Genomic DNA, 15,611 nt, shown 5'->3' on the forward strand with positions numbered 1-15,611 from the left:
AGCTCAGGTTTTTAGGGAAACAGATTCCTCATTTATCATAAAAACTCTCCTCTTTTTTGACATATTTTAACTTTCATAAGTCGAAAAAAATCACGATATTTGTAGGTCTTTGCATTAGGCAAAATTTATTAATTTTATATGAGTCAAAAACAATATACAGCTAGCAGTATCCAGGCCTTAGAGGGTATGGAACACGTTCGACTAAGACCATCAATGTACATTGGAGATGTAGGAGTAAGAGGTCTTCATCATTTGGTTTATGAAGTAGTAGATAACTCTATTGACGAGGCTTTGGCAGGGTATTGCGATACCATTTTGGTAACCATCCACCAAGGGGAGAGTATCTCTGTAAAAGATAACGGTAGAGGGATTCCTGTAGATTTTCACGAAAAAGAACAAAAATCTGCTCTAGAGGTTGTCATGACTAAAATCGGAGCGGGTGGAAAATTTGATAAAGATTCCTATAAAGTATCCGGAGGTCTTCACGGAGTAGGGGTATCTTGTGTGAATGCACTTTCTACTTTATTGGTGGCTACAGTAAGTCTTAACGGTAAATTATATCAACAAAAATATTCAGAGGGAAAAGCCCTTGCAGATGTTGCTGAAATAGGGACTACCGCTGAAAGAGGAACAGAAGTTTTCTTCCAGCCGGATGCTACCATCTTTCAGGAAACGGTTTACAACTATGATACTCTTGCTACAAGATTGCGTGAACTTGCTTTCCTTAACAAAGGAATTACGATAACGCTTATCGACGAGAGAATTCCTAATGAAGACGGATCATTCCCTACAGAAATTTTTCATTCTGAAGGTGGTCTGAAAGAGTTTGTAGAATATATCGACGGAAACAGAGAATCTATCATGGAGAATGTGATCTTCATGGAAGCAGAAAGAGATGATATTCCAGTGGAAGTGGCGATGCGTTATAACACGTCATTCAGCGAGAATCTTCACTCTTACGTAAACAATATCAATACCCATGAAGGGGGAACTCACCTTGCAGGTTTCAGACGTGCTCTGACAAGAACACTGAAGAAATATGCTGATGATTTGGGTATTCCTCAGAAAGAAAAAGTAGAAATTACCGGAGATGACTTCCGTGAAGGATTGACGGCTGTGATTTCTGTAAAAGTAATGGAACCTCAGTTTGAAGGACAGACCAAAACGAAACTAGGAAACTCCGAAGTTTCAGGAGCTGTAGATAAAATTGTAGGGGAAATGCTGACCAACTTCCTTGAAGAGAACCCAAATGAGGCGAAAATTATCGTACAAAAGGTAGTTTTAGCCGCAAAAGCAAGACAGGCAGCGAAGAAAGCCCGTGAGATGGTTCAGAGAAAATCTCCAATGGGTGGTTCAGGACTTCCAGGGAAATTATCTGACTGTTCATCTAAAGATCCGGCAGAATCTGAACTATTCTTAGTAGAGGGAGATTCCGCAGGTGGAACTGCTAAGCAAGGTAGAGACAGACATTTCCAGGCTATTTTACCATTAAGAGGTAAGATTCTGAACGTTGAAAAATCAATGCTTCACAAAGTATATGACAACGAGGAAATTAAAAATATCTATACCGCTCTTGGCGTTTCTGTAGGTACGGAAGAAGACAGCAAAGCCCTGAATATGGCTAAACTGAGATACCATAAAGTAGTGATCATGACCGATGCCGATATTGACGGATCTCACATCTCTACCCTTATTCTTACATTCTTCTTCAGATTTATGAAGGAACTTATCGAAAACGGATATATCTATATTGCTCAGCCACCTTTATATTTATTAAAGAAAGGAAACAAAAAGATATATGCTTACAACGAGAAAGAGCGTGAAGAATTTACTTTGGAAATGGCTCCGGACGGAAAAGGTGTAGAAGTTCAGCGTTATAAAGGTCTTGGGGAAATGAATCCTGAGCAGCTTTGGGAAACAACCCTGAACCCTGAACACAGAATTTTAAAGCAGGTAACGATTGATAATGCAGTGGAAGCGGATAGTATTTTCTCAATGTTAATGGGAGATGAGGTACCGCCAAGAAGAGAATTTATCGAGAAAAATGCAAAATATGCGAAGATTGACGCATAATTGTTATTAAAAATATATTAAGAAAAGCTTCTATTTATTAGAAGCTTTTTTTATATTTGGTGAAAACCAATAAAAAATAATAATATGTTAACTCTTTTACAAACAGACCCTTATGATGGGGCTGATGCAATGTCTGGTGCAGCTGCTGCAGGACTGGGAATGGGCTCTATGATCTTCGGATTGCTGATCTATTTATTTTATGGATACTGTATGTATAAAATATTTCAGAAAGCAGGCAGAGAAGATGCATGGGCGGCTTTTGTTCCTATCTATAATATCATCGTACTGCTTGATATTGTTAAGAAACCGATTTGGTGGTTCATCCTGTTCCTGATTCCTTTCGTGAACTTATTTGCTTCATGGGTGGTGAATGACAGATTGGCAAAAGCCTTTGGAAAAGAAACTCCGGTGTATACCATTCTTCTTTTCTTCTTTGGGTTTATTTTTGTGCCGGTTCTTGCTTTCAGCAGTGATAAGTACGACAGCAACAGAATTCCAAATGATCAGTAATTAATAAAAAAATAGATAAAAGACTTCAGAAATGGAGTCTTTTTTTATGCCTTGTAGCAGAATTTTAAAATTTAACAAATTATTCTCTTTTGGAATATTTGTGTTGAAAAATTGTAAAAAATCCTTATTTATAGACATAAATTATTTAAATCATAATATAAATAGGTTTTATAAGTGTATACTTTTCTGTGGTATCATTATTTATATTGAAAATAAAAAATTAACATTTATTAAGATTTTATTATTTTTGCCCGATTTTAATAACCATGATGAAAAATTTAATTCTCGGAGCTCTATCTGAAGCCTCACTAAATGCTGCTAAAACAGTGTCTTCCAGTTCTGGAAAATTGACATTTTTCTCAATAACTGAAAGAATTAATTATATGAGAATCAGTAGCAAACTTAATACAGCGATATGCTGTCTTGCTTTTAATCTATTTTTTACACAGCATAAATTTATGGTTCATCCTGCTTTTGATGAAGCTGATCTAAAAAAAACAAATTCACTGATCGATAAGAATGCACCCGCAGAAATTCTTTACAACAGTGTACGTTATAATATTGCAACCAATACCATTGGGCCTAATTTCCTTGTAGAAAGAGAATATTATTCTAAAATAAAAATATACGACAAGAAAAATGCTGAAGAATGGCTGAATATAGAAATTCCTATTCAGTCCGGTACCGTGCTGGATAAATATGAAGTGAAGGTGTATAATCTTGTCAATAATAAAGTAGAAAGAATATCAATTGATAAAAAAGAACAACTCAAAGAAAATTTCACAAAAGGATTAAGATTTTTCAAACTGGCTATTCCCAATGTGTCAGATGGTGCTGTGATAGAATACAGATATAAAATCTCCTCATCAAATATATTCAACATTAATTATTTTCTGGAGTATAATATTCCTGTCGTGTATCAGGAATATAATCTGGAGTATCCTCATGAGAATCTGGATTATACTTTTAGTGCTACAGGGACTTTAATAAAGCCAGATCATCAATATACAAGCTCTGAAGCTCGTCTTGGTACGACCTATGACATATTCAGATTTGGTTATGAAAATACAAAACCTACACAAAGAGAAAGGTTTGTGAAAGATTCTGATAGAAACAGAGGGAAAATAAAACCGGAGGTTAAAGGCTATACGACAGAAAAATACAGATATACTTTCTCAAAAAGCTGGAACAGGATAGCAGATCTTTTGCATCATTCTGATGATTTTGGTGGTTATTTGAAAAGTAATGTAAAGGAAATATTACCTGAAAATATTAAAACTCACATTGACCCGCTCGAAAGGGCTAATAAAATTTTCAACTTTGTTAAGGAGAATTACAAATGGAACAGAAATGATAATATTATGGCCAGTCAGAATCTTGGTAAACTGTTGAAGACAAAATCAGGAAACAGTGCAGATATTAATCTGTTATTGGTGATGCTTCTAAGAAATGCCGGAATTGAAGCCAATCCACTGCTTATTTCTACAGCAGATAATGGAATACTTAATATTATTTCTCCTGGCTTTGGTGACTTAAACTTTGTGCTGGCTTCGGTTAAAATTAATGATCAGATCCATTTTTATGATGCCACATCTTTTGCTTCCAAAGCAGATCTTCTTCCGGAAAGAGACTGGAATGATTTCGGAATCCTGATAGAAAAAGATAAAGGAACTGATCTGTCGTTTTCCAATACGAATGTCAGTAAAAAAGAGCAGGTAATTAAAGCAGCCATAGATGTAGAAAATTCCCAGGTTAAAGGGACATTTATACAGAAAGATAACGGGATGTTTGCTATTGAAACATATGATGAATTTGATAGCAATAAAGATAAGTATAACGAATCTTTTAAATTAAAATACGGCGCAGATGTTAAAGATGTAGAGTCCAAACTAAATTCGGATGGTGATTTTGAAACTCAAATGAAGTTTTCCGGGAATAATCTAATGGATGTGATTGGAAGTAAAATTCTTATTAATCCGGTTATGTTTCTTAGTGCCGGAAATGATACATTTAATCAAACTGATGAAAGAAAATATCAGATCGATTTTCTGTCTGCTTTTGAAAAAGAGAAAAGAATAGAGCTGGAAATACCTGCAGATTATAAAATATCAAGCCTTCCTAAGGATAAAAAAGTACAGACCGATGATAAAGAAATAGCGTACTTCTATAAAGTAGAAACTGCGGGAAATAAACTCATTATTACATCTAAAATAAATATTGCCAGCCAGAACTACCCGAAAGAATATTATGCTTTCTTTAAACAAGTCTGGAAAGTAATGTCGGATGCTGAAAACCAGGTGATTAGTTTGGTTAAAAAATAATGATATACTAATGTTCATTTTAAAATTCTAATAAACGATGAAAATATTACTTCTTGTAGCTTTGTCTACAGCCTCAATATATTTTGCCCAAACCTATCCGGCATCTGCCATTCCCGAAAATTTAAAGAAAAATGCTGATGTAGTGATCAGAAAAGATTTTACAACAGCTCAGATTAATAAAATCGATGAAATCAAATACCAGTTCAATACGGTAACTACGGTCTTAAATAAAGATGGTGACTCTAAAGCTTTGATTTATATCCCTTATAAAAAGGGTGATAATATTTCGGACGTGAAGGTGACTATTTATGATGAAGCAGGAAAAAAGGTGAAAAGTTTTTCGAAATCTGATTTCGGAGACTTTGCTAACAATAGCCAAGGCGTGTTTTATTCTGATAACAGGATTTTGGCATTGTCATACACTTCCGCTCATTATCCTTATACTGTGGATTTTTCTTATCAGATCACCAATGATAATACCATTTTCATTCCTGATTTTGTGCCGTTTTCATCGCCGAATATATCTCTTGAAGAAGGGCAGTTTAAAATAATCAATAAATCAGGAATCGAACTCAGATCCAAGACATATCCTTCAAAATATAATTATGCATCGGTTGTGACAAGTGATAATGGAGGTGAAAAGACATACTCTTATAAGAATGTTCCGGCCATTGATGATGCTCAGATGCTTCCGCAACCCGTGAAAATTTTGCCGAAAGTGAGTTTTGCTTTAGCTAAATTCAATCTGGAGGGAAAGCAGGGAACGCTGAATAACTGGACAGATTTCGGAACCTGGTATTATACCAATCTTGTAGAGCCTGTTTCTGCGCCTACTCCCGCTATTAAAGCTGAGGTAGCTGCTTTGAAATTAGAAGGTTCAACTGAAGAGAAGGTAAAAAAACTCTACCAGTATATGCAGACAAAAACCAGATATATATTCGTAGGACTTGGAATAGGAGGATGGCTTCCTATGCTTCCCGATGAAGTGCATAAAAAAGGATACGGAGACTGTAAAGGACTTACCAATTACATGAAAACACTCTTGAATGAAGCAGGAATTCCTTCCAATTACTGCGTCATCAATTCCAGTTCATCTGAAGTGTCTTTTGATCCTGATTTTCCTGCCATGGGAGGAAATCACGCGATCCTGATGGTTCCTACTGAAAAAGGAAATATCTGGCTGGAAAATACATCTCAGCAGATCGCTTTTAACCATTTGGGTTACAGTACTACCGATAGAAATGTTCTTGCCGTCACTAAAAAAGGGATAGAGCTTATCAATACACCGGCATACACCGCAGAGCAGAATAGAGAGAAGCAAAACTTGAAAATCACTCTTAGTGAAGACAGTACCATAAAAGGAGAAGGTCAGTTTTCCTATACTGGAAGTCAATACGACAGTAATTTGTCCTATACTTATCTCTCTCCAAAAGAAAGGATTGAATCCATGAAAAGCAGATTTGATGTTCTGAATTTCGAGAAAGTGGAAATGAAAGACTTTGTGAATGATAAAGATAATGCGGTTGTGAAATTCAATTTGGATTTTAAAGCCAATAATTATTCTAAAACAACAGGAGAGAGTATGATTTTCCGAGCGGTGCCTATTTTCTCCAATTATCATTACAAAGCTGATGAAAACAGAGAACTTCCTTTTGAAATAGGACAGTCTTTTGAGGATGAATATGAAATAGATTTTGTACTTCCCAAGAATTATAAAATAGATGAAGTTCCACAAAATGTTACCGTTAATTCTGAATTTGGAACCTACAAACTGACCCTTGTGAAAAACGGGGAATCATTGAAAGTGAACCGTTTCATTAAGATTAATAAAGGGATTTTTCCAAAAGAGAAATACAACGACTATGTGAGCTTCCGTAAAAAAGCATTAAATGGAGATAATGCTAAAATTTTATTGACAAAAATTTAAATACAAACATGAAAAAAATATTTTTGACAGCATTTTGCTTCATCGCTTTGACTCTATTCAACGGTCAGAAACATGAATTTCTGAATCCTCCGGCATTCGATAATGCAGATCTGTCCAAAGCAAAATCACTGCTGGATGAGAATGCTCCCGCTGAAATCTTATATAAATCCGTACATTTCGGAGTAGATACCTCTACAGGAGATTTGCGGAAAAAAGTTTTTTACCGGGTAAAAATTTATGATAAAGATAAAGCTGAAGATTGGTTAAATCTGGAAATTCCATTACATAAAAATTCAGCTGGTGACGAGGAGGTTTTAAATAAAATGAAAGGCTTTGTATATAATCTCGAAAATGGAACAGCAATAACCACAAAAGTAGATAAAAGTTCAAAATACAAAAGCAAGGAAAGTAAATACACCACAATCACCAAATTTGCTTTTCCCAACGTAAAGAACGGTTCCGTTATAGAATACCAGTATGAAGTTTTATCTCCGTTTTTGTATTCTGTGCCGCAGATCATTATAGAATCGGATACGCCTTCACTTTATACGGAATATATTCTCGATGCCCCTTCTTATATAGCCTATAATGTAAATTATACGGGTTCATTAGCTCCAAAGCACCGAATAATAGAGGAAAAAACAATGTATGGGGTGCAGTTTAAAACCTATAGATTCGGATATGAAAATCTCAAAGGGTTTAAATCTGAAAAATTTGTTAAAAATGATAGGAATTACCGTACAAAAATAAGTGCAGAGCTGCATTCTACCAATTTTGGCCAGCTTAAAATGCATTCTTCTTCCTGGGAGGAAATCAAAGAAAAGCTGTATAAAGATGAAGACTTTGGTTCCGAACTAAAAAGAACGAAATTGGCAAAAGAAAATATGCCTGCAGGGATTTCAAGTCTGCCATCTGATGCTGAAAAAGCAGATGCTATCTTTAATTATGTAAAAAATACATTTACCTGGAATAAAGACCGCGGTATTTATACGGAAGATGGAATCAAAAAACTGATCGAAACCAAAACAGGAAATGCAGCAGAGATCAACCTTTTCCTGATTATGTTGCTTCGGGAGGCAGGGCTTACAGCAGAACCTCTGATCATTTCTACAGTAGACAATGGTCTGATTAATTTAACTTCTCCAAGTATCGTGAGTATGAATTTTGTTTTGGCAGCTGTAAAAATAAAAGATGGATTTAATCTTTTTGATGCTACTTCTAAACAGTCTTCAAAGAACAATCTTCCTCCAAGAGACTGGAATAATTATGGCGTTCTGATAGCTAAAGAAAAGACATCGCTCATGGAGATGACTAATACTACATCCAGTTTCAATTATCTTACTGCCGAAGCAAAGATCAATGAAGACGGAAGTATTTCGGGAACTTATGCTGATAAAGATACAGGTACATATGCTATGTTTGTTAAAGAAAGTTACGATGAAAATGCTGAAAAATATAAAAAACAGTACAAAGAAAATTATTCAATAGACTTTACAGGAATTGATTCAAAAATTTTAGAAAACGGAGATTTTGAAAGTACAATGAAATTCTCTTCAGACAATCTGATTGATAGAGTAGGAAAAAAGATGATCATCAACCCAATGTTGTTCCTGAACAAAAATTCCAATGAATTTGATCAGGCAGATGAAAGAAAATACCCTATTGATTTTATTTCTTCATTTACCAAAGTGAAAAAAATAATTCTGGAAATACCGGAAGGCTATCTCATAGAAAGTATGCCTAAAAGTAAAAAGATTGTTACCCAGGATAAAGAAATAGAATACAGCTATGTTGCCGAGCAGAAAGGAAATAAGCTGGAAATTATTTCTACGACCAAAATTGTAAGTCCGGATTATCCTAAAGAATATTATCCTGCATTTAAGCAGATTTGGGGAACCGCTTCAAAAAGTGAAAACCAGGTAATCAGTCTGATTAAAAAATCATAAAGGACAATTTGATTTAGATTCTTAGATTAAATAAAAATAATTTTGCAAAACCATTCATTTTTTGAATGGTTTTTGTATTAATACTAAAAAGATAAATTATGAAAAATACAATTGCCGTTCTGGCAGTTTCTTCTTTTCTTGCTTTTTCAGCATGTAAAAAGGCAGAAAATACAACTACACCTTCTGATAAGACCGCCGCATCACAGCCTGAAAAACTGGTCGTTGACTCTGTTAAAGTAAGTGATTCTTCAAAGATTGCAGACTCATTGAGCGTGAAATTCACTTCAAAATTGCTCGTTTTCCCGACGCTGAAAGAAAAAAAGCTCTTAGATAGTATTTATTTTCATGAGCAGGGAATTAAAGATTTTTCTCAAAAAGGACTGCAGGCTTATCTGGATAATCAGAAAAATGAGTACTTCAAATCTACGAAAAGTGAAAGCAAAGACTGGCTTTCAGATATTTCCTACGCCCAAAGCTGGTATACAAATTCCTATATGGACTTGATCTCTAATGAGAATGATTATATGCACATTGGATATGTATGGAGTTCATATGAAGGGGGTGCTCATGATAATTACGGATTTTCAGAAAGAGTTTTTGATCTTAAAAGCAATACAAAACTGGAGCTTAAAGATGTGACTTCAATGCCGAAAGCTAAACTGGAAGCGCTCTTGATGAAAAACCTGAATAAGGTAAAAAGCGGAACAACAGATGCTGAAGGAGACGTGAAAAACTCAGATATGCTATTGGTAGAGGTCATTCCTGCTACGAATAACTTCTATTTTGATCAGAAAAACCTGTACTTCCATTACAGCCCGTACGAAATTGCCGCTTTTGCAGCCGGAGATATTGTTATTCCTGTTTCATGGGATGAATTGAAAGGAACTCTGAATGCGGAATTTAAAGAAAGAATGAAAATAAAGTAAATTAATGCTTCCGGATCAGGAAGCATTTTCTATTTTTGCGGTAATGGAAAAAGCAGCTTTTATCATTAATCCCTTTTCGGCCAAAAAAAATTATCAGCCGTTTCTTGACGAACTCAAAAAAAAGGTTGACAATCCTTTGTACTATATCTCTGAATCTATCCCGGGGACAGATGATTTTATTAAGGCTAATTTTGACAATGTTGATATTTTTGTGGCTATAGGAGGCGACGGAACCATCTCCACTGTGGCGCGAAATCTTATTAATACAGAAAAAATTCTGGCCATATTTCCGGCAGGATCAGGGAATGGTTTTTCCAATGAAACTAAATTTAATAAAAATCTGGATGAACTTCTGGAAAAAATTAAAGCCAAAGCATTCAGGAAAATTGATACTTTTACGGTGAATGACAGACTGTCGATCAACGTTTCAGGAACAGGATTTGACGGAAAAGTGGTAAAAGAGTTTGAAAAAACCACCCGCGGATTCAAAAATTATATCAAAGTCTCTCTGAAGACATTCTTCAATTATAAACCCATCAAGGTTAAGTTTACCGACGAAGCTTATCAGCAGTACAATGGAAGATATCTGATGCTGAATATAGCCAACACCCGACAGTTCGGAAATAACGCTTATATTGCTCCCAATGCAAGTAAAAGTGATGGTTTGGTAGATATGGTATTGGTGAAAAAATTCCCGCTGACCTATTCCGCGCTTTTTGCGTTCAGGATGTTCACCAAAAGACTGAAGGATGATGAATATGTAACCTACCTTCCCGTTTCAGAAATTTCATTTAAAGTAACCACCAAAAACTGGCATCTCGACGGGGAATTTAATAAAATAGAATCACCGGTTCATGTGAAAGTCTTGCCTGCAAGTCTGAATATTTTAGTGTAGGTAAAGGTAAAGGTAAAGGTAAAGGTAAAGGTAAAGGGTGGCAGAGGTAAAAACAATCATTTTGAAATTCAATAGAGGTGGGCTTTAGCCCGCCTTAAAAATAAATCCTTATTCATTCGGCTTTAGCCAAAATCTAAAAATTAAAACACAAATTCCACAAATAGTCACAAAAACATTTAACATCATCATCTGTGAGAATCTTTGTCATCTGTGATTAAAAAGAATAATTGGTTTAAATTCTATTTATTTCTTAATGTTAAAACCTACATTCTGTTTTACGAAAAGTTTTTGCTGAGTGTTAACGTTCTTGTATCTGTCTCAACACCTAAAGTTCCAGCTTCTTCTCAATCTCAGCCGGATGATTCAGACAGTACTGTAACTGCTCTTTATCCAACTGCTTTTCCCAGTTTGCCACAACTACTGTAGCCACAGAATTTCCAATAACATTCGTCAAAGCTCTGCACTCACTCATAAACTTATCAATTCCCAAAATTAAAGTCATTCCGGCAATCGGAATCTCAGGAACGACAGCCAATGTTGCAGCCAGCGTTACAAATCCTGCTCCTGTAACACCTGCGGCTCCTTTTGAACTTAGCATCGCTACCAAAAGCAGCATCAACTGTTTTTCCAAAGGAAGATCAATATTCAGAGCCTGAGCGATAAACAGAGAAGCCAGCGTCATATAAATATTGGTTCCATCCAGATTGAAAGAATATCCGGTAGGTACTACCAGTCCTACAATAGCTCTCGAACACCCGGCTTTTTCCAGCTTTTCCATAATTCCGGGAAGTGCCGATTCGGAAGAGCTGGTTCCTAAAACCAGTAGAAGTTCCTCTTTCAGATAATACATCAGTTTAAAAATACTGAATCCGTTGTACCAGGCAACCGCTCCCAAAACCAATACCACAAAAAGGATAGACGTAATATAAAAGGTTCCCACTAAAAAGATCAGGTTCAGTACAGAATGAAGACCATATTTTCCGATAGTGAATGCCATTGCCCCAAAAGCCCCGATCGGAGCCAGTTTCATGAGCATATGGACAATTTTGAAAATCGGAGTGGATAGATCCTGTAAAAAGTCCGTTACTTTTTGACTTTTTTCTTTGGTTAAAACCAGAGCAACACCCATTAATATAGCTACCAGAAGTACCTGAAGAATATTTTCGCCAACCAATGGACTGAAAAGGGTTTCAGGAATAATATTCATGATAAAACCTGTCAGCGTAGAGTCATGAGCTTTCTGTTGATATTGTGAAACATCGCCGGATAGAGTAGCGGGGTCTATATTTAAACCGTGTCCCGGTTGTAGAATATTTCCGACAATCAGTCCGATGATCAATGCTAAAGTGGAAAACGTAAAAAAATAGATCATTGCTTTTACAGCAATACGGCCGACTTTTTTGAGATCGGTCATATGAGCAATTCCTAAAGTCAGGGTAATGAAGATCACCGGAGCGATGATCATTTTTACCAGTTTGATGAATCCATCGCCGAGAGGTTTCATTTTTTCACCCAGTTCAGGATAAAACCTTCCTAAAAGTATACCGGCTACTATGGCGATAATGACTTGAAAATAAAGCTGATGATAGAATTGTTTCGCTTTCAAAGGATTCTTTTTTAGATTTTGAAGCCGGAAAATTAAGAATTTTTATCTTAAAACATGACGAAAGTCAGTTAAATTGATAATTTTGGAAGGAGATGGAAGAAATGAAGATGGGAGATGGAAGTGCTGGAAGTTTTTAGTTTCGGTTTAAGGGATCATTTGCAAAACTTGGCAAAGAGATGAAATTTTTTCAAAGATTCTTTCCGGATATAGCGTCTGCTTAATCGAATCAATGCAATTGATTCCACTCTTTATATTCTTAAAGGGATGCGGCATCAGAATCAAATTTTGCGTTAAAAAAGCTCATCCATTCCCAGGTTTTGAAATTGATTCGGTTTAAGCCTTATGATTGAATTGAGGGTTACAGAAATAAAGAAATAAAAAATGCTTCGACTCCGCTCAGCATGACAACGTTGATAAGTACGTTATGTTGAGCGGAGTCGAAGCATATAGTATAATGATAACAAAATTATTCTACGGCAACAGAATCATCCCCGCGGCCATCTGCCACAGCATGAATGTTTCCATTGTCGTCCATCAGAATCAATTCAGTTTTTCCAATGTATTTTATTTTTTCAATCACGTAATTTTTGCTTTTCAGGGCTGAGATCGTACTTTCCGGAAAATTGTTCTCTACCGTGATTTTTTCCGGAAGCCACTGGTGATGGAATTTCGGTGCATTCACCGAGATATTGGCATTCAGTTTAAAATCTACCACATTCACAATCGATTGATAGACGGATGTAGGAATCGTTGTCCCTCCCGGAGTTCCCACCACCATATAAGGTTTTCCGTTTTTAAGGAGGATCGTAGGAGTCATGGAAGAAAGCATTCTTTTATTTGGCTGAATCGAGTTGGCTTCTCCTCCCACCGCTCCGAACATATTCGGAACTCCTGGTTTGATGGAAAAGTCATCCATTTCATTATTTAAAAAGAATCCTGCACCCGAAACTACAACCTTGCTTCCATAATATCCGTTAAGGGTAGTGGTCACAGAAGCTGTGTTTCCGTCCTTATCAATCACGGAAATATGAGTGGTTTGCGTAGATTCATTCGGTTGGCTGATGATTTTTCCCACTTCGGCGCTCGGTGTGGCTTTGTTGAAACTAAAACTTTTCCATCTGCTTTTTAAATAAGCATCAGAAGTCAGATAAGCAGTTTTGTCTTCAATGAAATCAGGATCACCCATGTATTCCGCCCGGTCAGCAAAAGCTCTTCTTTCAGCTTCAGTCATGATCTGTACAGCCTCTGTAGAATTCTGCTGGTATTTTTCCAGATTTTCATATCCGGCCATGGTCAACATTTGGGCAAGTAATACACCGCCGCTCGAAGGCAGAGGCATAGTCACCACACGGCTTCCTTTATAGTCAAATTCCAAAGGTTTTCTTTCGGCAGCTTTATAATTTTTAAGATCCTCTAAAGTCATGATTCCGTTTCCTTTTTTCATTTCAGAAACCATAAGCTCAGCTGTTTTTCCTTCGTAAAATCCTTTTGCGCCCTGTTTTTGAATTAATTTAAGCGTGGCAGCCAGTTCTTTCTGTACCAGAATATCACCTGCTTTCCACGGAGTATCTTTTACAAAAGCGATAGCTGATGTATTGTGTTTAAGGAATTTTTCTCTGTGGGTGTTCAGCATTTCAGCTTCCATTTCTGTGATGGCAAATCCTTTTTCTGCTAAATCAATGGCAGGCTGGATGATTTTGTCCATTGGTAGTTTACAGTATTTCAAAGTAGCATAAAAACCTGCAATACTTCCCGGGATCCCTACAGCAAGCCTTCCGTATTGAGAAAGATCTGTATTCGCTTTGCCGTTTTTGTCAACGTACATATCCCTTGAAGCTTTTTTAGGAGCAGTTTCTCTATAATCCAGTGTGAATTTTTCACCATTATTTTTAACACCCACTAAAAAACCGCCGCCGCCGATATTTCCAGCCTGAGGATAAACCACGGCCAGCGCATATTGTGTAGCGACAACTGCATCATAGGCATTTCCGCCCATTTTCATCATTTTTGCACCTGCTTCACTCGCAAGAGGATGGGCAGATACCACTGCACCTTTATTTTTTATTTTTACTTCCTTGACAATTTTAAAATCAGTAAACTGTGCCCAGTACACATTTCCGGCAAACAGTACTGCTGCAATGAAAAGCTTCTTCATAAGATTTTGTTTAAAACAAAAGTAGATATTTTTTTAATGCAAACGGTTGCAGGTTAAACAAATGGAATAGCTTGCTCTGGTGCTGTTAATAAAGAAAAAGAAGATATGGTCAGATATTTTTGATGATTTTTTATAGGATGTCAAATATGATTGATTTGTTTGAAATATTATTTTTTTTATCAATTTTCAAGGCAGGTATACAGAATCTATTTTTAACCCCAGCTTTATTATTATGATAAGCATGATTTTTTTACTTTTGTACAACTCTAAAAAAATATGTAAAAATGGAATCCTATACGGAAAGAATATTGATTACAGGTGCTCTGGGACAGATTGGCACCGAACTGACGAACAGACTTGTTGAAATGCACGGAGCTGACAATGTAGTAGCATCTGGACTGGACAGATGGCAAAAGGGAATTACCGCTGCCGGACATTACGAAAGAATGGATGTTACCAATACGCAGCTGGTAAGACAGGTGATCAAAGATTATGAGATTACTACAGTGTATCACCTGGCATCGCTTTTATCAGGAACTTCAGAAAAGCAGCCTATTTTTGCCTGGAAACTGAATCTTGAACCTCTTCTTCATTTTTGTGAAATGGCAAAGGAAGGGCTTCTTAAAAAGATCTTCTGGCCTAGTTCAATCGCTGTATTCGGGAAAGGAATTCCAAAACATGATGTAGCACAGGATGTGGTTTTAAATCCTACTACCGTGTACGGGATCTCGAAAATGGCAGGTGAAAAGTGGTGCGAATATTATTTTGACAAGCATGGAGTAGATGTAAGAAGTATCAGGTACCCGGGACTTATTTCATGGAAAACACCTGCCGGAGGTGGAACTACAGATTACGCTGTTGAGATTTTTTACGAAGCCATCGAGGAAGGAAAATACACAAGTTTCATTTCTGAAGACACCGGAATGCCGATGCTTTATATGGATGATGCGATCAACGCAACCTTGAAATTAATGGAAGCTCCGAAGGAAAGTCTTACCGTTCGTTCGTCTTATAATTTAGGAGGAATGTCATTTACACCGAAAGAACTTGCCGAAGAAATCAAGAAAGAAATACCGGAATTTACGATCGATTACAAACCGGATTTCAGACAGGCGATTGCAGATTCATGGCCGGCATCCATCGATGATTCTGTAGCGAAAAAGGACTGGGGACTGACCTATGATTTCGGAATTTCTGAAATGTCGAAGGACATGATCAAGAATCTTAAAGTGAAATTGAATAAAAATTAATT

The 15,611-nt window shown here is 36.4% G+C and carries 10 protein-coding genes; 8 read left to right on the plus strand and 2 right to left on the minus strand.

Going from position 1 to position 15,611, the window contains the following annotated elements; genetic code table 11:
- Positions 1-138: 138 nt before the first annotated feature.
- From gyrB to BUA72_RS11205, 7 genes are all read left to right on the plus strand, one after another.
- Entirely contained in the window at positions 139-2,073 is a 1,935-nt protein-coding gene (gyrB, locus tag BUA72_RS11175) for a DNA topoisomerase (ATP-hydrolyzing) subunit B (RefSeq protein WP_047448308.1), read from the plus strand.
- Positions 2,074-2,157: 84 nt separating this feature from the next.
- On the plus strand, positions 2,158-2,583 hold the full coding sequence (locus BUA72_RS11180) for a DUF5684 domain-containing protein (RefSeq protein WP_047448305.1): 426 nt from the start codon (positions 2,158-2,160) through the stop codon (positions 2,581-2,583).
- Between the two features lie 266 nt (positions 2,584-2,849).
- Positions 2,850-4,904 carry a DUF3857 domain-containing protein gene (locus tag BUA72_RS11185; RefSeq protein ID WP_083544186.1) on the plus strand — a complete coding sequence of 685 codons (2,055 nt, stop codon included), beginning with the start codon at positions 2,850-2,852 and terminating at the stop codon, positions 4,902-4,904.
- Between the two features lie 37 nt (positions 4,905-4,941).
- Positions 4,942-6,831: a DUF3857 domain-containing protein gene (locus BUA72_RS11190; RefSeq protein WP_047448302.1), complete on the plus strand. Its 1,890-nt coding sequence runs from the start codon at positions 4,942-4,944 to the stop codon at positions 6,829-6,831.
- 8 nt (positions 6,832-6,839) lie between these two features.
- A complete protein-coding gene (locus tag BUA72_RS11195; RefSeq protein WP_072922972.1) occupies positions 6,840-8,777 on the plus strand; it encodes a transglutaminase domain-containing protein in 1,938 nt (645 codons plus the stop codon).
- Between the two features lie 98 nt (positions 8,778-8,875).
- Positions 8,876-9,703, plus strand: a complete 828-nt coding sequence (locus BUA72_RS11200; RefSeq protein WP_072922973.1) for an RsiV family protein — start codon at positions 8,876-8,878, stop codon at positions 9,701-9,703.
- Positions 9,704-9,707: 4 nt separating this feature from the next.
- A complete protein-coding gene (locus tag BUA72_RS11205; protein ID WP_228407864.1) occupies positions 9,708-10,598 on the plus strand; it encodes a diacylglycerol/lipid kinase family protein in 891 nt (296 codons plus the stop codon).
- A gap of 325 nt (positions 10,599-10,923) precedes the next feature.
- Here BUA72_RS11205 and BUA72_RS11210 read toward each other — a convergent pair whose 3' ends face one another.
- A complete protein-coding gene (locus BUA72_RS11210) occupies positions 10,924-12,204 on the minus strand; it encodes a dicarboxylate/amino acid:cation symporter (protein ID WP_072922974.1) in 1,281 nt (426 codons plus the stop codon).
- 466 nt (positions 12,205-12,670) lie between these two features.
- Positions 12,671-14,359 (minus strand): gamma-glutamyltransferase, encoded by a 1,689-nt coding sequence (gene ggt, locus BUA72_RS11215; RefSeq protein ID WP_072922975.1) that lies wholly within the window; start codon positions 14,357-14,359, stop codon positions 12,671-12,673.
- 284 nt (positions 14,360-14,643) lie between these two features.
- On the opposite strand from ggt, the gene BUA72_RS11220 reads away from it, so the two are divergent.
- Positions 14,644-15,609, plus strand: coding sequence for an NAD-dependent epimerase/dehydratase family protein (locus BUA72_RS11220; protein ID WP_047448287.1), 966 nt, complete (start codon positions 14,644-14,646; stop codon positions 15,607-15,609).
- Positions 15,610-15,611 lie beyond the last annotated feature (2 nt).

This window comes from Chryseobacterium sp. OV279, from assembly GCF_900128945.1.
Taxonomy (GTDB): Bacteria; Bacteroidota; Bacteroidia; order Flavobacteriales; family Weeksellaceae; genus Chryseobacterium.

Coding starts and splice junctions, on each gene's coding strand:
- gyrB (WP_047448308.1), top strand. CDS start 139: ATGAGTCAAAAACAATATACAGCTAGCAGTATCCAGGCCTTAGAGGGT.
- BUA72_RS11180 (WP_047448305.1), top strand. CDS start 2,158: ATGTTAACTCTTTTACAAACAGACCCTTATGATGGGGCTGATGCAATG.
- BUA72_RS11185 (WP_083544186.1), top strand. CDS start 2,850: ATGATGAAAAATTTAATTCTCGGAGCTCTATCTGAAGCCTCACTAAAT.
- BUA72_RS11190 (WP_047448302.1), top strand. CDS start 4,942: ATGAAAATATTACTTCTTGTAGCTTTGTCTACAGCCTCAATATATTTT.
- BUA72_RS11195 (WP_072922972.1), top strand. CDS start 6,840: ATGAAAAAAATATTTTTGACAGCATTTTGCTTCATCGCTTTGACTCTA.
- BUA72_RS11200 (WP_072922973.1), top strand. CDS start 8,876: ATGAAAAATACAATTGCCGTTCTGGCAGTTTCTTCTTTTCTTGCTTTT.
- BUA72_RS11205 (WP_228407864.1), top strand. CDS start 9,708: ATGCTTCCGGATCAGGAAGCATTTTCTATTTTTGCGGTAATGGAAAAA.
- ggt (WP_072922975.1), bottom strand. CDS start 14,359: ATGAAGAAGCTTTTCATTGCAGCAGTACTGTTTGCCGGAAATGTGTAC.
- BUA72_RS11220 (WP_047448287.1), top strand. CDS start 14,644: ATGGAATCCTATACGGAAAGAATATTGATTACAGGTGCTCTGGGACAG.